The following is a 16,528-nucleotide window of genomic DNA, read 5'->3' as shown; positions in this document are numbered from 1 at the left end:
CGAAAGTAGCACGATGCAGTTCGATGTCCGTACCCTGTCGGCCGAGATGGTCATTTCCAATATGCTGGTCGACGGCCGCGACGAGGCCGACGCGCGCCGCCAGGTCGAGGCGCGCGGCCTGGTGGTCAGCGCCATCGAGCCGGTGCGCGCCGGCCTGCGCGCCGGCAAGGGCAGGGGGCTGTCGCTGGTGTTGTTCAGCCAGGAGCTGCTGGCCTTGCTGACGGCCGGCCTGGGCATCGTCGAGGCGCTCGAGGCGTTGCTCGAGAAGGAGGCCGCGCCGGCCACCCGCGGCGTGCTCGAGCGCCTGCTCGGCGGCCTGCGCGAGGGCCTGCGCTTCTCGACCGTGCTGGGCGAGCAGCCCGAGCTGTTCCCGCCGCTGTACATCGGCATCGTCAAGGCGGCCGAGGGCACCTCCGACCTGCCGCGCGCGCTGTCGCGCTTCATCGACTACCAGCAGCGCATCGACCTGGTGCGCGGCAAGCTGGTCAGCGCCGCCATCTACCCCTGCATCCTGCTGGCCGTCGGCGGCGGCGTCAGCCTGTTCCTGATCGGCTACGTGGTGCCGCGCTTCGCCGAGGTCTACCAGGGCGCCGGCCGCAAGCTGCCCTGGTTGTCGCAGCTGATGCTCGACTGGGGCCAGTTCGCCGGCCAGCACGGCCTGCTGCTGGTCGGCGCCATCGCCGGCGGCCTGGCCGCCGCCGCGCTGCTGCTGCGCCGGCTGACGGCCAGCGGCGCCCTGGCGCGCCTGGTCGGCCGCCTGCCCGGCATCGGCGAACGGGTGCGCATCTACGAGCTGTCGCGCCTGTACCTGACGCTGGGCATGCTCAGCGAGGGCGGCATCACCATTTTGCACGCGCTCGACACGGTGCAGGGCATGGTCTCGGCCGGCGTGCGCGCCGGCCTGCAGTCGGCCCGCGCCAGCATCGAGGCCGGCCTGCCGCTGTCGACCGCCTTCGAGTCCAGCGGCCTGACCACGCCGATCTCGCTGCGCATGCTGCGCGTCGGCGAGCGCACCGGCGACATGGGGCCGATGCTGACCCAGTCGGCCGCCTTCTACGACGGCGAGATCAGCCGCTGGATCGAGCGCTTCACGCGCACCTTCGAACCGCTGCTGATGGCCGCCATCGGCCTGGTGGTGGGCGCCATCGTGGTGCTGCTGTACATGCCGATCTTCGATCTGGCCGGAGACATGTCATGAGCGCGCTGCCGCAGTCCGCCAACACCGTCAACGCGGCCGCCGCGCCGGCCGTCGACGCGGCCCTGCTGGCGCGCGCCCGCGCCCTCAGCCGCGCCTCCAAGCGCACGCTGGTCGAGGAGCTGCACGACCTGAGCGGCATGGAGCCGCGCCAGCTGGTCCACGCGCTGGCGCTGCCCTTCGGCCTGGCGGTGCTGGAGACGGTCGACATGCTGGCCTACACGCCGGCCTTCGAGCTGCTGCCGCTGTCGCAGGCGATGGCGCGCGGCTGCGTGCTGCTGCGCGGCCACGACGGCATGCTGGTCGGCGTGCTGGCCGACCCCTTCGACCTCGACCAGCAGACCTGGCTGGGCGCCATGGCGCGCGCCACGGCGGCGGCGCCGCTGGCGCTGCGGCTGGCGCTGCGCGCCGACATCCAGGCCTACCTGTCCAAGCAGGAGGAGTCGGCGCGCGCCACCGACACGCTGCTGCCCGGCGCCAGCGACGGCCGGCGCGACGGCAAGACCGCCGCCGTGCTGTCCTTCGCCTCGGTGTCGGAGGCGGCCAGCCCGGCCGTCCGCCTGGTCAACTCGACCCTGTACGACGCCTTGAAGGCGGGCGCCTCCGACATCCACCTGGAGAGCACCGCCGGCGGCCTGGCCGTCAAGTACCGCGTCGACGGCGTGCTCGACCACGCCACCGCCGTCAACGGCATCGAGGTGGCCGAGCAGATCATCTCGCGCCTGAAGGTGCTCGCCGAGCTCGACATCGCCGAGCGCCGCGTGCCGCAGGACGGCAGCTTCCGCGTCGAGGCGGGCGGCCGCGAGATCGACCTGCGCGTCTCCATCATGCCCAGCATCCACGGCGAGGACGCCGTCATCCGCGTGCTCGACAAGCGCGCCATGATCGAGTCCTACGGCGCGCTGACGCTGGAGGCGCTGGGCTTCGACGCGCCCTCGCTGGCCACCCTGCGCGTGCTGGCGCAGGAGGCCTACGGCATGCTGCTGGTGACCGGCCCGACCGGCTCGGGCAAGACCACCACCCTGTACGCCGCGCTCACCGAGATCCACAACGGCCGCGAGAAGATCATCACCATCGACGGACCGGTCGAGTACCAGCTGCCCGGCATTCTGCAGATCCCGGTCAACGAGAAGAAGGGCCTGACCTTCGCCAAGGGCCTGCGCTCGATCCTGCGGCACGACCCGGACAAGATCATGGTGGGCGAGATCCGCGACCGCGAAACGGCGGAGATCGCCGTGCAGTCGGCGCTGACCGGCCACCTGGTGCTCACCACCGTCCACGCCAACAACGTGTTCGACGTGTTCGGCCGCTTCACCCACATGGGCATCGACCCCTACGCCTTCGTCTCGGCGCTCAACGGCATCTGGGCGCAGCGCCTGGTGCGCATCAACTGCCCGCACTGCGCCGCGCAGTACACGCCGGACGAGCACGAGCTGGCCAGCGTCGGCCTGGCGCGCGCCGACGTCTACGACTACCGGTTCATGCGGGGCAAGGGCTGCGGCGACTGCCGCGGCACCGGCTACAAGGGGCGCCGCTCGATCGCCGAGATCCTCACGCTGAACGACGAGATCCGCGAGCTGATCGTCGACAAGCGGCCGATCCGCCAAATCAAGGCCGCCGCCTACGCCAACGGCACGCGCAGCCTGCGCCTGGCCGCGCTGGAGCTGGTCAAACGCGGCGGCACCACGCTAACCGAAATCAAACGAGTGACCCTGCATGCCTAGCCTATTCGGACCCGTCCTGCGCATCGGCGTGGCGCCGCACGCGGTGAGCCTGCTGCGCCTGCGCCGCTGGGGCGCCGCCGCGCCCGAACTGTTGGCCGAGCAGGCCTGCGCGCCGGCCGGCGAGGGCGACGGCGCGCCGTTCGCCGCCATCGGCCAGGCGCTGCGCGAGATGCTGGCGCAGCCGGCGCTGGCCGGCCAGCTGGCCGGCCGCGCCGCCACCTTCGTGCTGGACGACCAGCTGGTGCGGCTGTGGCAGGTCGCGCCGCCGGCCGGCGCCAGCCGCCTGGCCGACCTCGAGGCGGCCGCCGCGCTGCGCTTCCAGACCCTGTACGGCGAGCCGCCCGGCGCCTGGCGCATCCTCGCCGACTGCGACGCGGCGGCGCCGTTCTTCGCCGCCGCCGTGCCGCGCACCCTGCTGGCGCTGCTCGAGCAGGCCGCCGCCGCGCAGCGCCTGTCTGTGGTCGGCGTCGAGCCGCACTTCATCGCCGCCTGGAACCGCTGGCGCGGCGCGCTCAAGCCGGGCGCCTGGTTCGGCCTGGTCCACGACAATCTGCTGACCCTGGCCGCGTTGCAGGAGCGCCGCCTGCGCGCGGTGCGCACGCTGCCGCTGCCGCACCACGCCGACGCCTACTGGCTGCGCCAGATGCTGGCGCGCGAGGCGCTGCTGCTCGAACTCGAGGCGCCGGCCGGGCTGCAGCTGTGCGGCGCCGCGCCGCCGGCCTGGTTGGCGGCCGACGCCGGCCAGATCGCCTGCGCCGCCTTGCAGCCGGCGCTCGGGCCGGAATGGTCGGTCGCTGCCCGCCTGGCGCGCGGCGGGAGCCGCGCATGAGGAGCATCCGCATCGACTTCGCCGCGCCGGGCTGGCGCCGCGCCCTGTACCGCCTGCGGCCGGCCTGGCTGGCCGTTGGCGCGCTCGGCCTGGCGCTGTGCGTGGCGGCCGCGCTGGCCGGCTGGCAGCTGGCCGAACAGCGCCAAGCCTACCGGCACCGCCTGCAGCACCAGCAGGAGCGCCAGGCGGCGCTGGCGCAGCCACGGCCGCAGGCGCCGCGCAGCGTGATCGCGCCGGCCCAGGCGGCCTTCGTCAACGGCGCCGTGCTGCAATTGAACCTGCCCTGGCGCGAGCTGCAGGACGCCGTCGCCGCCGCCACGCCGGCCAGCGTGGCGCTGCTGGCGCTGGAGCCCGATCCGCGCAAGCGGGTGCTCAAGCTGGGCGCCGAAACCAAGAATAGCGACGACATGATTGCCTACATCGAGCAGCTCAAGCAGCAGGAACTGTTTGCCAGCGTGGTGTTGATCCACCACGAGATCAACGAGCACGGACCCCAACCGGCCGCTGCGCTTCCAACTCGAAGCGCAGTGGGTGGCGCCATGACGGCGCTGCCCGTGCCGGCGCTGCTGCTGCGCGCCCGCCTGGGGTTGGCGCGCCTGGGGCCGTTCGCCTGCGTCGCGCTGGCGCTGTGCCTGCTCGGCCTGGGCGCCTGGGCCTGGCTGCTGCCGCAGCGCGCCGAGCAGGCCGCGCTGCAGGCGCGCCCGCTGCCGCCGCTGGCGCCGCCATCGCTGCTGGCCGCCGCGCCGACGGCGAACCAGAACCTGGCCGACTTCTACGACGCGCTGGGCGAACGCCGCTACAGCGAGCAGCAGGTCAAGATCCTGTTCGGCCTGGCCGCCAAGAGCGGCCTGACGCTGAGCCAGGGCGAGTACAAAAGCGGCTACGACAAGGCCAGCCGTGTCGCCACCTACCAGGTGACCTTGCCGGTCAAGGGCAGCTACGCGGCGATCTGGCAGTTCTGCATCGAGGCCTTGCGCAGCATGCCCTTCGCCGCCCTCGACGAGTTGAGCTTCCGCCGCGAGAGCATCGCCGAGCCGGTGGTCGAAGCGCGCCTGCGCCTGACGCTGTACCTGAAGGACGCCGAACCGGCGGTGCTGCCATGAAGCCGTATCAAATACTGATGGGCGTGGCGCTGGTCGGCGCCGCCGGCCTGCTGCTGTGGGGCGACCCGACGCCGAGCGGCGAGCTGGCGGAACCGGCGCCGCGCCATGCCGCGCCGGCCGCCGCCGCAGCCAACGCAGCCAACGCAACCAACGGCAACACCGGCGCCGCCGACAGCGCCGCCGCCACGCCGGCCGCCACGCGCAACGCGCGCGCCGGCGCTGCCGACGCCTCCGCCACCACCACCATCCTGGCGCTGCTGCCGCGCGCCCAGTTGCTGGGCGAGGCGGGCGAGGGCTTCGGCGCCGACGGCGCCGTGTTCCAAGGCCAGAACTGGAATCCGCCGGCGCCGCCGGTCAAGGCCGAGCGGCCGCCGCCGCCACCGCCGCCGACCGCGCCGCCGCTGCCCTTCACCATCCTCGGCAAGGCCGTCTCGGCCGGCGCCTGGGAGGTGTTCCTGGCGCGCGGCGACAAGACTTATGTGGCACGGCTCAACGAGGTGATCGACGGCACCTACCGTGTCGACCGCATCGCGCCGCCGCTGCTGATGCTCACCTACCTGCCCTTGAACCAGACTCAACAGGTCAACATTGGAGTATCCGACTGATGCCTAGTCATCCACCAGTACCGCGCGCCGCGCGCCCGTCCACCGCGCTGGCGCGCCGCCTGCCGCTGCCGCGCCGCTTGCTTTGTCTGGCGCTGACGCTGGCGCTGGCCGGCTGCGCCTCGCAGCTGGCCTACCGCGACGGCCGCGACCTGATCGCCCGCGACCAGGTCGAGGCCGGCCTGCTCAAGCTGCAGGAGGCGGTCGCCGGCGAGCCCGGCAACGCCCAGTACAAGGCCGCCTACCTGCAGGCGCGCGACCGCGCCTGCACGCGCTACCTGGAGCAGGCCGAGCGCCAACTGGCCGAGGGTCAAACGGAGTTGGCGCAGCAGGGCTTCCTGCGCGTGCAGGCGCTCGACCCGGCCAACGAGCGGGCCCGCGCCGGCCTGCGCGGCATCGACATGGCGGCGCGCCACGACAAGCTGCTGGCCGCCGCCGCCGCCCACCTGGACAAGAACGAGTACGAGGCGGCCAAGAACCGCCTCAACGCCATCCTCACCGAGCGTCCAGGCAACGAGGCGGCGCGGCAGATGCTGCGCCTGGTGCTCGAGCGCAGCGCGGCGCCGCCGCTGGCCGAAAGCGGCCTGGCCAAGGCCTACAAGCAGCCGATCACCATCGAGTTCCGCGACGCCCCGCTGCGCCAGGTGTTCGAGATCATCTCGCGCCGCTCCGGCCTGAACTTCGTCTTCGACAAGGACGTCAAGACCGACCAGAAGGCCTCGATCTTCCTGAAGAACAGCACGGTCGAGTCGGCCATCTACATGCTGTTGGTGAGCAACCAGCTGGAGCAGCAGGTGATGGACGCCAACACCGTGCTGATCTACCCGAACGTCGCCGCCAAGCTCAAGGAATACCAGGAGATGACGGTCAAGACCTTCTTCCTGGCCAACGCCGAGGCCAAGCTGGTGGCCAACACGCTGAAGACCATCCTCAAGACGCGCGACGTGGTGGTCGACGAGAAGCTCAACCTGCTGATCGTGCGCGACAGCCCCGAGGCGATCCGCCTGGCCGAGCGCCTGATCACGCTGCAGGACATGCCCGAGGCCGAGGTGATGCTGGAGGTCGAGATCCTCGAGGTCAAGCGCGGCCGCCTGATGGACCTGGGCGTGGTGTGGCCGCAGAACGTCAGCTTGACGCCGCTGTCGACCTCGGGCGGGGTGGGCATCACCATCCGCGACCTGAACAACCTGAACCAGCGCACCATCGCCATCAGCGGCGTGGCCGCCAGCATCAACGCCAACAAGACCGACACCGACACCAACCTGCTGGCCAATCCGCGCATCCGCGTGCGCAACAAGGAGAAGGCCAAGATCGTCATCGGCGACAAGGTGCCGGTGATCACCACCACCATCTCGCCCGGCGCCGGCGGCTTCGCCACCGAGTCGGTCAGCTATGTCGACGTCGGCCTGACGCTCAACGCCGAGCCGACCATCTACCTCAACAACGAGGTGGCGATCCGCGTCCAGCTCGAGGTGAGCAACCTGGTCAACCAGATCCAGACCAAGTCCGGCACCACCGCCTACCAGATCGGCACGCGCCAGGCCACCACCATGCTGCAGCTGAAGGACGGCGAGAACCAGGTGTTGGCCGGCCTAATCAACAACGAGGAGCGCAGCACCGGCAACAAGCTGCCCGGCATCGGCGAGCTGCCGCTGCTCGGCCGCCTGTTCGGCAGCACCCGCGACGACAAGCAGAAGACCGAGATCGTGCTGTCGATCACGCCGCACCTGATCCGCAACGTGCAGCGGCCGGAGGCGCAGATGTCCGAGTTCTCCGCCGGCACCGAGAGCAACTTCCGTCGCCGTCCCGACCTGAGCGTGCGCGCGCCGGCCCAGTTGCCGCCGCCGCCGGGCGCCCGGCCGACGGCGCCGCCGTCGCTGCCGGCGCCCGGTTCGACAATGCCGGCGGCCAACCCGGCCGGCGCCGGCCCGGCCGCCGCCGCGCCAGCGGCAGCCGCCACCGCGGCAGCAGGGCAGGGCGCCGCCCCGGCCGCCGCGCCGCCCCCTGCCGGCGCCCAGCCGCAGGCCCTGCCGGCGCCCGACATCGTCCCGGCCACGCCGGCGCCATGACGGTGGCCGTGGCGCCGCGCCGCGCCGGCGGCTTCACGCTGATCGAACTGCTGGTCACGCTGGCCATCCTCGCCCTGCTCGGCACCTTGGTGGTGCCGGTGGCCCAGGTGGTCGGCCAGCGCCGCCAGGAGCAGGAGTTGCGCCACGCCTTGCACCAGATCCGCCAGGGCATCGACGCCTACAAGCTGGCCTTCGACGAGGGCCGCGTCGCCAAGGTGCTCGGCTCGACCGGCTATCCGAAGACCTTGGAGCTGCTGGCCGAGGGCGTGCCCGACCTGCGCAGCCCCAAGCGCAGCAAGATTTTTTTCCTGCGCCGCGTGCCGCGCGACCCCTTCAACGCCGACAGCGAGCTGAGCGACGCCCAGACCTGGGGCAAGCGCAGCTACGCCAGCGAGGCCGAGCAGCCCAAGGAGGGCGAGGATGTGTACGATGTGTATTCGACTTCCGACCGGGTCGGCCTGAACGGCGTGCCCTACCGCAAATGGTGACCATGAAACTATCCGCCCGTCGCGGCTTCACCCTGATCGAGCTGCTGGTGGTGCTGGGCATCATCGCGCTGATGCTGACCCTGGCCGTGCCGCGTTACTTCCCCAGCATCGACAAGTCGAAGGAGGTGGTGCTGGCCGACAACCTGCGCAATCTGCGCGGCGTCATCGACCAGTACTACGGCGACACCGGCCGCTACCCCGACACGCTGGACCAGCTGGTCGAGAAGAAATACCTGCGCGCGCCGCCGCTCGACCCGATCACCGACAGCAGCACCAGCTGGATCATCGTGCCGCCCGAGGACGGCGCCAAGGGCGGCGTCTACAACATCAAGAGTGGAGCGCCGGGCAATGACCGCAGCGGCCGACCGTACGCCGACTGGTAGCCGGCGCCAGGGCGGCTTCACCTACCTGAGCCTGATCATCCTGGTGGCGGTGATCGGCCTGGTGGCGGCCAGCACGCTGAAGATGGGCGCGCTGCTGCAGCGCGCCCGCGCCGAGCAGGAGCTGCTCAACATCGGCGCCGAGTTCAGCGACGCGCTGCAAAGCTACGCCAACGCCACCCCGGCCGGCCAGCCGCCGCAGCCGCCGTCGTTGAAGGAGTTGCTGAAGGGACCCGCGCTTCCCCGGCGTGCGGCGCCACCTGCGCAAGCTGTTCGTCGATCCGATGACCGGCTCGGCCGAGTGGGGCGTGGTGTACCTGGCCGACAAGGTCGGCGTGATCGCCGTCCACAGCCTGTCCGACGCCAAGGCCATCAAGCTGAGCAATTTCCCCTCCCGCTACCAGGTCTTCGAAGGCAAGACCCTGGTGTCCGACTGGAAGTTCACCATGACCGGCAAGGCCGCCACGGCCGGGCCGGCAGACGGCGCTCCGCCCCGCCAGCCTGGCAACATCAGCATCCCCAATCCGGGCATCGCGCCGCCGCCGACCACGCCGGCGCCGGAGGATTCACCGGCGCCGGTCGAGCCGCCTGACGCACCGGAAACCCCTGAAACGCCCGAGCCGGCGCCCGCCGCCACGCGGGAAGAGGTGCCAGCCGGGCCGGCCGAGTCGGGAAAAGCTTTCCGATAAGGCCACGTTAACTGAATTCCATCATTGTTTCATTTCAGCGCAGCAATTCATTTTTTACATGATGAAAATACTTGCTTAATAGAAATGTTAAATGGAAAATTTATAATACAAAACATGCGAATATGCTATTATTAAACCTAGCTTAAACCCCGTTCAACCCAGATGCCCTCCGCGGCGTCACATTACTGTGAGTATATTTATGAAATTTAATACCAAGTCCGTTCTGGCTTCCGTTCTGTTCGCTACTGCTGGTTTCATGGCCCAAGGCGCCAGCGCCGCCGTCGCTTCTTTCGACGTTGATGGTTTCGCCGAGTTCCGTGGCGATGCAATCACCACCGCCGGCGCCTTCCACCAGACCGTGACCTTCTCGGGTCTGGCTGCTGGCCTGTACTCGATCGAAGCTTCGATCAGCGGCACCAAACTGTCGTTCGCCCCGGCCGGCGTGTCGCTGGACGGCAACTACTTCACGCTGTCCAACGGTGCCGCTGGCACCCTGAAATCGGGCAACGTTCTGTACACCGGCGGCGCACCGCTGACCCTGGACGTGTGGGGCTCGACCGATGCTGGCGCGAACCTGAAGCAAGCCTTCTTCAACGGTTCGGTTTCCGTGACCGCCGTACCAGAACCAGAAACCTACGGCATGCTGCTGGGCGGCCTGGCACTGATGGGTGTTGTTGCTCGTCGCAAAGCTAAAAAAGCAGCCTAAGTTTTAGCCGCTTGAAAAAAAACCCGCGCAAGCGGGTTTTTTTTCGTCCGGCTTTTCGTCCGGCTTTTCGTCCGGGATGAGTCGCTGTGCGACCTGCCGGCGCCGGCGCCATCGCGGCGCCGGCCCCGGCCACCGGTTCAGCGCGCCACGCGGCGGAAGTCGCGGAAGCGGAAGCCCATGGCGAACAGGGCGCCGAAGTACACCAGGCCGCACAGGCAGACCACCAGCAGCAGCGCGCCGGCGCGCAGCAGCGCGTGGCTCTGCATGCCCAGCCAGTCGATGCGGGCGGCGCAGAACCAGCCGCTGGCGCCCATCGCGCCGCACGCCAGCAGCAGCTTGCCGGTAAACAGCGCCCAGCCCGGTTTGGGGGTGTACACGCCGCGCTTGCGCAAGCCCCGGTACAGGAAGGTGGCGTTCAGGCAGGCGCCCAGGCCGATCGACAGGGCCAGGCCGGCCACCGCGATGTAGGGCACGAACAACAGGTTCATCAACTGGGTCGCCAGCAGCACGCCCAGCGCGATCTTCACCGGCGTGCGGATGTCCTGCTTGGCATAGAAGGCCGGCGCCAGCGTCTTGACCAGGATGATGCCGATCAGGCCGGCGCTGTAGGCGACCAAGGGCTGCGCCGACATGGTCACCGCCTCGGCGCTGAATTTACCGTAGTGGAACAGCGTGGCGATCAGCGGCACCGCCAGCGTGGCCAGGCCGACGGCCGCCGGCAGCGCCAGCAGGAAGGTCAGGCGCAGGCCCCCAGTCGAGCAGCGAGGAGTATTCCTCCGGATCGCCGTCGGCGTTCGCCTTCGACAGGCTGGGCAGCAGGATGGTGCCCAACGCCACGCCCAGCAGGGCGGTGGGGAACTCCATCAGGCGGTCGGCGTAGGACAGCCAGGAGATGCTGCCCTCGGTCAGGCGCGAGGCGATGCTGGTGTTGATCATCAGGCTGATCTGCGCCGCCGAGACGGCGAACACGGCCGGCCCCATCTTCTTCAGCACGCGGCGCACGCCGGGGTCGCGCAGGCCGACGACGGGGTTCAGCGACAGGCGCGGCAGCATGCCGATCTTGATCAGCGCCGGAATCTGCAGGCCGACCTGTAGCAGGCCGCCGACGAACACGGCGATGGCCATGGCATAGATCGGCTGCGCCAGGTGCGACTGCAGCAGCAGCGAGGCGGCGATGAAGCTCAGGTTCAGCAGCACCGGCGTGAAGGCCGGGATCTTGAACTGGCGCCAGGTGTTGAGGATGCCGCCCGACAAGGCCACGAAGGACATGAAACTAATATAGGGGAACATCAGGCGGGTCATCCAGACCGCCGCGTCGAAGGCGTCCGGCTGCTTGCTCAAGCCGGTGGCGATCAGGTAGACGAACAGCGGCGCACCGACAATGCCCAGCGCGCTCACCAGCAGCGTGGCCCAGACCAGGGTGGTGGCGACGTGGTCGGCCAGCGTCTTGCTGGCCTCCTGGCCGTGCTGCACCTTGTATTCCGACAGGATGGGCACGAAGGCCTGCGAGAAGGCGCCCTCGGCGAACAGGCGGCGCAACAGGTTGGGAATGCGGAAGGCGACGATGAAGGCGTCGGTGTAGGCGCCGGCGCCGAAGGCGCGGGCGAACAGGGTTTCGCGCAGCAGACCGGTGACGCGGGACAACATGGTCATGCTGGAGATGGCGGCTAGGGTTTTGAGCAAGTTCATGGGGCGAGATTATAGCGGGCGGGTGGCGCCGGCAGCGGCCGCGCGGCGGGAAAAGTTGTCGTAATTTACTCACCCGAGGTGGCCGGAGCAGCACTTTTCTGATTTTTGATTTGCCCAGTGCTAAAAACATCGCTATAATCGAAGGCTGTACAGAATTCTGTTACGCAGACACTAATGTTTGGCAGGCACTGGTTTGGCACACATGGTTCGGCAGACGCACTGAACGCACCTGTTTGACAAACAATAATGTTTGCAAACGCACTTTGACCCCGTTTTAGGAAATTCCATGGCAAATACCGCACAAGCGCGCAAACGCGCTCGTCAAGCAGTCAAGCAAAACGCTCACAACTCGTCCCAGCGTTCGACCCTGCGCACGGCTATCAAAGCTGTTCGTAAAGCGATCCAAGGCGGCGACAAAGCGGCAGCAACCGCAATCTTCCAAGCATCCGTGTCGAAAATCGACAGCATTGCTGACAAGAAGATCATCCACAAAAACAAGGCAGCTCGCCATAAGAGCCGTCTGGCAGCTGCTTTGAAAGCACTGGCCGCTTAATTTACGCCGCTTGCGGCCCCGGCCGCAACCGTAGCTAAGCAAGAACCCGCCTGACTTTGGTCAGCGCGGGTTTTTTCGCATGCGCCGCCGATTTCCAGGGCGCCCGCAAACCCGCAAACCAGGGGTCTGACCCCATACGGGGTCAGACCCCGCGGCGCAGCGGGTTGCGGGGTAAGGCGCGGCCGGCCACGGCCGCTCAGCGCGCCGGCGGCAGGTTGCCGATCAGCATGCCCGGCTTGATGTGTTTCTGTTTGAACCAGCCCAGGTTCATCTCCAGCGCGTAGCGCACCGCCACCGCCTTGCTCGAACAATGGTTGTCCAGCGTCTGCGCCTGCATGTCCTCGATGTTGACGATCTTGCCGGCGGCGTCGATGAAGGCCACCGACAGCGGCAGCAGGGTGTTCTTCATCCACATGCACTGGGTGGCCGGCGCGTCGAAGACGAACAGCATGCCGGCGTTCGGCGCCATCTTGTCGCGGAACATCAGGCCTTGTTCGCGCTGCGCCTCGCTGGCGGCCACCTCGGCCTTGATCAAATGCATGCCGGCGCTCAGCTCGACGCTGGCGAAGCGGGTCTGGGCGGCGGCGGGGCCGGCGCCCGCCAGCAGGGCGGCGGCGCCGAGGGTGGCGAGGAGTGTTTTCATGGTGCTCGGGTGGGGGAGGGCGGAAAGCGCCGATTAAGCCATGCCGGCCGCGCAGCGTCAAGCGTGCGCGCGGCGCGGCGGCGCGGCGGCGAAATGGCGGACGTAAAAAAAGGCAGGACGCGCCTGCCTTCTTGTGCTGCCGGAAAGACGATTACTTGGCGGCTGGAGCCGAAGCTTCTGCCGATGCCGATGCCGAAGCTGCCTTCTTGGCTTTTTTGGCTTTCTTGGCTTTAGGGGCCGATGCCTCAGCCGATGCCGACGCGGCCGGGGCAGATGCCATGGCCGAAGCGGATGCGGATGCCGCTGGGGCAGCGGCGAAAGCGGAAGCGGCGAACAGGGATGCGACCAGAGCAGCGATGATTTTGGACATGTTGAATTCCTTTGGCAGTTTAAGAAAACAGCGATTCAGATGAATCTGGCTCATTAACGCGGGCCGGAAATTGTCCGTTGACATGTTTTTTCAAGAAAACTCAAATAATCGAAAGTATTTTTTGTTGCGCTGCATCATATTTTCACCGGTCGCATCGACTTCTAGCAGTGGCATCGGACCGCGAACAGCGCAGCAAAGCGAAGGAAGTTTTGTTTGTTGCGCGGCCTTACTTGCCCAGCTCGGCCGCCGTCACCCTGGTCCATTCGCCCGGCAGCAGCGGGTGGCTGGCCAGCGAAATGGCGCCGATGGCGCTGCGCACCAGCCGCAGGGTGGGCAGGCCGACCGCCGCCGTCATGCGCCGCACTTGGCGGTTCTTGCCCTCCTGCAGGGTGATGGCCAGCCAGCTGGTGGCTTGCTCGGCGCGGCTGCGGATAGGCGGGTTGCGCGGCCATAGCCAGGCCGGCTCGGCGATGCGCACCGCCTTGCACGGCTTGGTGGTGAAGTCGCCCAGGTCGAGCGGCGCCTGCAGCCGCGCCAGGCTGGCCGCGTCGGCCACGCCGTCGACCTGCACCAGATAGGTCTTGGCTTGCTTGTGGTCGGGGTGGGCGATGTTGTGCTGCAGCTTGCCGTCGTCGGTCAGCAGCAGCAGGCCCTCGCTGTCGGCGTCGAGCCGGCCGGCCGGGTAGACGTTGGGAATGCTGACGTAGTCGGCCAGGGTGGCGCGCCCGTCCTGGCGGGAGAATTGGCAGAGCACCTGGAAGGGCTTGTTAAATAGAATCAGAGACATGCTTATATAGGGTCAAATGTGGTGTAGGCTTATGTGCCAGTGTCGTGCCAGTGTCGTAAAACCGTAGCGCCTAGTAAAATACTCGTGCATAATGTGAAACGCCTGTCTTATGTCTTATAGAAGAGTAAAGACGACCCGTACCAAATTGGCAACCAATTCAGATTGCAGATCTAGCCCGGCGGCGCATACCCTTGCTGCTTGCTGAGCGTCCCACTTCGGAGAACACGATGTATCAACATATCAAAGTACCTGCTGACGGCCAAAAAATCACCGTCAATGCCGATTTTTCCCTGAATGTACCAGATAACCCTATCGTTCCCTACATCGAGGGTGACGGCACCGGTGTCGACATCAGCCCGGTGATGATCAAAGTGGTCGACGCGGCCGTGGCCAAAGCCTACGCCGGCAAGCGTAAAATCAGCTGGATGGAAATTTTCGCCGGCGAAAAGTCGACCACCGTGTACGGTCCCGACGTCTGGCTGCCGGAAGAAACCCTGCAAGTGCTGAAGGACTACGTGGTCTCGATCAAGGGCCCGCTGACCACCCCGGTCGGCGGCGGCATCCGTTCGCTCAACGTCGCCCTGCGCCAGCAGCTCGACCTGTACGTCTGCCTGCGTCCAGTGCGCTACTTCACCGGCGTGCCTTCGCCAGTGAAAGAGCCGGAGAAGACCGACATGGTCATCTTCCGCGAGAACTCGGAGGACATCTACGCCGGTATCGAGTACCAGCAAGGCACCGAAGGCGTCAAGAAACTGATGGACTTCCTGATCAAGGAAATGGGCGTCACCAAGATCCGCTTCCCGGAAACCTCGGGCCTGGGCATCAAGCCCGTGTCGATCGAAGGCACCCAGCGTCTGGTGCGCAAGGCGATCCAGTACGCCATCGACAACGACAAGCCGTCGGTCACCATCGTCCACAAGGGCAACATCATGAAGTACACCGAAGGTGGCTTCCGCGACTGGGCCTACGAGCTGGCGCAGAAAGAATTCGGTGCCGAGCTGATCGACGGCGGCCCATGGTGCAAGTTCAAGAACCCGAAGACGGGCAAAGACATCATCGTCAAGGATTCGATCGCCGACGCGTTCCTGCAACAGATCCTGCTGCGTCCTGCCGAGTACAGCGTCATCGCCACCCTGAACCTGAACGGCGACTACATCTCCGACGCGCTGGCGGCACAAGTGGGCGGCATCGGCATCGCGCCGGGCGCCAACCTGTCGGACTCCGTCGCCATGTTCGAAGCGACCCACGGCACCGCGCCTAAGTACGCCGGCAAGGACTATGTGAACCCGGGTTCGCTGATCCTGTCCGCCGAAATGATGCTGCGCCACATGGGCTGGCTGGAAGCGGCCGACCTGCTGATCTCGTCGATGCAGAAGTCGATCGCTTCCAAGCGCGTCACCTACGACTTCGCCCGCCTGATGGAAGGCGCGACCCAAGTGTCGTGCTCCGGCTTCGGCGACGTGATGATCGAACACATGTAATCAACGTCGAGCCCGGCTCAACGCAAAACCCCGTCCTCGCCCGAGGGCGGGGTTTTTTACTTGGCGGGCGCCATCGTTTGCGCCATGGGGATGTCCGCCGCAGGGTAATGGCTTACGATTTACCGTACAAACGATAAATGAGGCGGCAGCCATCCCTGTATGTACAATCAATCGATGCCGATCGACTTTGATCCGGGCAAGGATGGGGTCAATCGGGAGAAGCACGGCATCTCGCTGGCCGAGGCCGGGCGGCTGGATTGGTCGTCGGCGCTGATCTGGCACGATACGCGCGTCGATTACCGGGAGGACCGGTATGGCGCCTACGGCCTCATTGGCGAGCGGGTCTATTGCGTCGCTTTTGTACTACGCGGCGGCGTCAGGCGCATTATCAGTCTGAGAAGGGCCAATCTCAGGGAGGTGAGGAGATATGTCAGCGAAACAACGTAGGATCGTTATGCCGAGTCCGTCGGAGGACGTCGCGATCACGGCGGCCGCGCTGGGCGACCCGGACGCGCTGCCGTTGACCGACGAGGAAATGGATCGTCTGATCCCCAGGCGCGGCCAAGGGCGGCCCGTAGTGGTCGCAGCCAAGGTGGCCACCAGCGTGTTGCTTGACCCGCGCGTGCTTGCCGCGTTCAAAGCCGCCGGCCCCGGATGGCAGGCTCGGATCAATGATGCCTTGGTGGAATGGGCCGACGCGCACGGCATGTTGGGCGGGCGATAGTCTGTCTAAAAAATACCACGGTGGCGCGCCGGCGCGGCGCGAAAAATTCGGCCCGCGTCGCCGTCCGGCCACCGCCGGAACGCGCCGCGGGGATGCCGGCGGCATGCTGTGGCGCGCCCCGGCGTTCATCCTACGCAACACCCGGGCGCAACAGCGGGACGAAAAAAACCCCGCGGGGCGGGGTTTTCACTTCCGGTGCTGAACGACTTAAGCAGCTTGGATGTTGGAAGCTTGCTTGCCTTTATGGGCCTTGCGTGACTTCGAACTGGACTTTTTGACCTTCTTTGAGGGTCTTGAAACCGTTCATGTTGATTGCGGAGAAGTGCGCGAACAAGTCTTCGCCGCCGTCATCTGGAGTGATGAAGCCAAAACCTTTGGAATCATTGAACCACTTAACTGTACCTGTTGCCATAAAAAGAACCTTCAAATAAAAACGAATCACACGAGCCATAAAAGCAAGAAGCTTCTTGCCCCCTCCTCACGCCTCACTTCTCAT

17 protein-coding genes and 2 pseudogenes are annotated in these 16,528 nt (G+C 67.0%); 14 read left to right on the top strand and 5 right to left on the bottom strand.

Going from position 1 to position 16,528, the window contains the following annotated elements; all coding sequences use genetic code 11:
• Window positions 1-13: 13 nt before the first annotated feature.
• From QC826_RS21245 to QC826_RS21200, 10 genes are all read left to right on the top strand, one after another.
• Window positions 14-1,198 (top strand): type II secretion system F family protein, encoded by a 1,185-nt coding sequence (locus tag QC826_RS21245; protein ID WP_279762313.1) that lies wholly within the window; start codon window positions 14-16, stop codon window positions 1,196-1,198.
• Window positions 1,195-2,919 (top strand): GspE/PulE family protein, encoded by a 1,725-nt coding sequence (locus QC826_RS21240; RefSeq protein ID WP_279762312.1) that lies wholly within the window; start codon window positions 1,195-1,197, stop codon window positions 2,917-2,919. The genes QC826_RS21245 and QC826_RS21240 overlap by 4 nt, the downstream gene beginning before the upstream one ends.
• Window positions 2,912-3,748, top strand: coding sequence for a hypothetical protein (locus tag QC826_RS21235; protein ID WP_279762311.1), 837 nt, complete (start codon window positions 2,912-2,914; stop codon window positions 3,746-3,748). The genes QC826_RS21240 and QC826_RS21235 overlap by 8 nt, the downstream gene beginning before the upstream one ends.
• Window positions 3,745-4,851, top strand: coding sequence for a hypothetical protein (locus tag QC826_RS31325; RefSeq protein ID WP_313872780.1), 1,107 nt, complete (start codon window positions 3,745-3,747; stop codon window positions 4,849-4,851). Before QC826_RS21235 ends, QC826_RS31325 begins: the two co-directional genes overlap by 4 nt.
• The gene (locus QC826_RS21225; RefSeq protein WP_279762310.1) at window positions 4,848-5,456 is read left to right on the top strand and encodes a hypothetical protein; all 609 of its coding nucleotides are present in this window, start codon (window positions 4,848-4,850) and stop codon (window positions 5,454-5,456) included. Before QC826_RS31325 ends, QC826_RS21225 begins: the two co-directional genes overlap by 4 nt.
• Entirely contained in the window at window positions 5,456-7,522 is a 2,067-nt protein-coding gene (locus QC826_RS21220; protein ID WP_279762309.1) for a secretin N-terminal domain-containing protein, read from the top strand. The genes QC826_RS21225 and QC826_RS21220 overlap by 1 nt, the downstream gene beginning before the upstream one ends.
• Window positions 7,519-8,010, top strand: a complete 492-nt coding sequence (locus tag QC826_RS21215) for a type II secretion system protein (protein ID WP_093386476.1) — start codon at window positions 7,519-7,521, stop codon at window positions 8,008-8,010. Before QC826_RS21220 ends, QC826_RS21215 begins: the two co-directional genes overlap by 4 nt.
• Window positions 8,004-8,393, top strand: a complete 390-nt coding sequence (locus QC826_RS21210; RefSeq protein WP_093386478.1) for a type II secretion system protein — start codon at window positions 8,004-8,006, stop codon at window positions 8,391-8,393. Before QC826_RS21215 ends, QC826_RS21210 begins: the two co-directional genes overlap by 7 nt.
• Before the next feature lie 245 nt (window positions 8,394-8,638).
• On the top strand, window positions 8,639-9,079 hold the full coding sequence (locus QC826_RS21205; protein WP_279762308.1) for a hypothetical protein: 441 nt from the start codon (window positions 8,639-8,641) through the stop codon (window positions 9,077-9,079).
• 199 nt (window positions 9,080-9,278) lie between these two features.
• Window positions 9,279-9,785: an FxDxF family PEP-CTERM protein gene (locus QC826_RS21200; protein WP_279762307.1), complete on the top strand. Its 507-nt coding sequence runs from the start codon at window positions 9,279-9,281 to the stop codon at window positions 9,783-9,785.
• Between the two features lie 137 nt (window positions 9,786-9,922).
• Here QC826_RS21200 and murJ read toward each other — a convergent pair.
• Window positions 9,923-11,474 (bottom strand): annotated as a pseudogene (gene murJ / locus QC826_RS21195) (murein biosynthesis integral membrane protein MurJ).
• A 286-nt stretch (window positions 11,475-11,760) separates the two neighbouring features.
• On the opposite strand from murJ, the gene rpsT reads away from it, so the two are divergent.
• Window positions 11,761-12,027 carry a 30S ribosomal protein S20 gene (gene rpsT, locus QC826_RS21190; protein WP_093386488.1) on the top strand — a complete coding sequence of 89 codons (267 nt, stop codon included), beginning with the start codon at window positions 11,761-11,763 and terminating at the stop codon, window positions 12,025-12,027.
• A 196-nt stretch (window positions 12,028-12,223) separates the two neighbouring features.
• Here rpsT and QC826_RS21185 read toward each other — a convergent pair whose 3' ends face one another.
• The 3 genes from QC826_RS21185 to QC826_RS21175 all read right to left on the bottom strand — a co-directional run bounded on the left by QC826_RS21185 (window position 12,224) and on the right by QC826_RS21175 (window position 13,827).
• Window positions 12,224-12,670, bottom strand: a complete 447-nt coding sequence (locus QC826_RS21185) for a DUF192 domain-containing protein (protein ID WP_279762306.1) — start codon at window positions 12,668-12,670, stop codon at window positions 12,224-12,226.
• Between the two features lie 151 nt (window positions 12,671-12,821).
• Window positions 12,822-13,040 (bottom strand): hypothetical protein, encoded by a 219-nt coding sequence (locus QC826_RS21180; RefSeq protein ID WP_093386663.1) that lies wholly within the window; start codon window positions 13,038-13,040, stop codon window positions 12,822-12,824.
• A 226-nt stretch (window positions 13,041-13,266) separates the two neighbouring features.
• Window positions 13,267-13,827, bottom strand: coding sequence for a pseudouridine synthase (locus QC826_RS21175; protein ID WP_279762305.1), 561 nt, complete (start codon window positions 13,825-13,827; stop codon window positions 13,267-13,269).
• A 227-nt stretch (window positions 13,828-14,054) separates the two neighbouring features.
• Between QC826_RS21175 and icd the strand changes: the two genes are divergently transcribed.
• From icd to QC826_RS21160, 3 genes are all read left to right on the top strand, one after another.
• Window positions 14,055-15,308 carry an NADP-dependent isocitrate dehydrogenase gene (gene icd / locus QC826_RS21170; RefSeq protein WP_279762304.1) on the top strand — a complete coding sequence of 418 codons (1,254 nt, stop codon included), beginning with the start codon at window positions 14,055-14,057 and terminating at the stop codon, window positions 15,306-15,308.
• 159 nt (window positions 15,309-15,467) lie between these two features.
• Window positions 15,468-15,755 carry a BrnT family toxin gene (locus QC826_RS21165; RefSeq protein WP_313872777.1) on the top strand — a complete coding sequence of 96 codons (288 nt, stop codon included), beginning with the start codon at window positions 15,468-15,470 and terminating at the stop codon, window positions 15,753-15,755.
• Between the two features lie 7 nt (window positions 15,756-15,762).
• Window positions 15,763-16,032, top strand: coding sequence for a BrnA antitoxin family protein (locus QC826_RS21160; RefSeq protein ID WP_279762303.1), 270 nt, complete (start codon window positions 15,763-15,765; stop codon window positions 16,030-16,032).
• A 207-nt stretch (window positions 16,033-16,239) separates the two neighbouring features.
• Here QC826_RS21160 and QC826_RS21155 read toward each other — a convergent pair.
• Window positions 16,240-16,444: pseudogene (locus QC826_RS21155) on the bottom strand (cold-shock protein).
• Window positions 16,445-16,528: the final 84 nt, after the last annotated feature.

The organism is Rugamonas sp. DEMB1, assembly GCF_029834475.1.
GTDB classification, from domain to species: Bacteria; Pseudomonadota; Gammaproteobacteria; order Burkholderiales; family Burkholderiaceae_D; genus Rugamonas; species Rugamonas rubra.
Note: the sequence above shows the minus strand (reverse complement) of the source record. Positions and strands in the feature narration are given on the sequence as shown.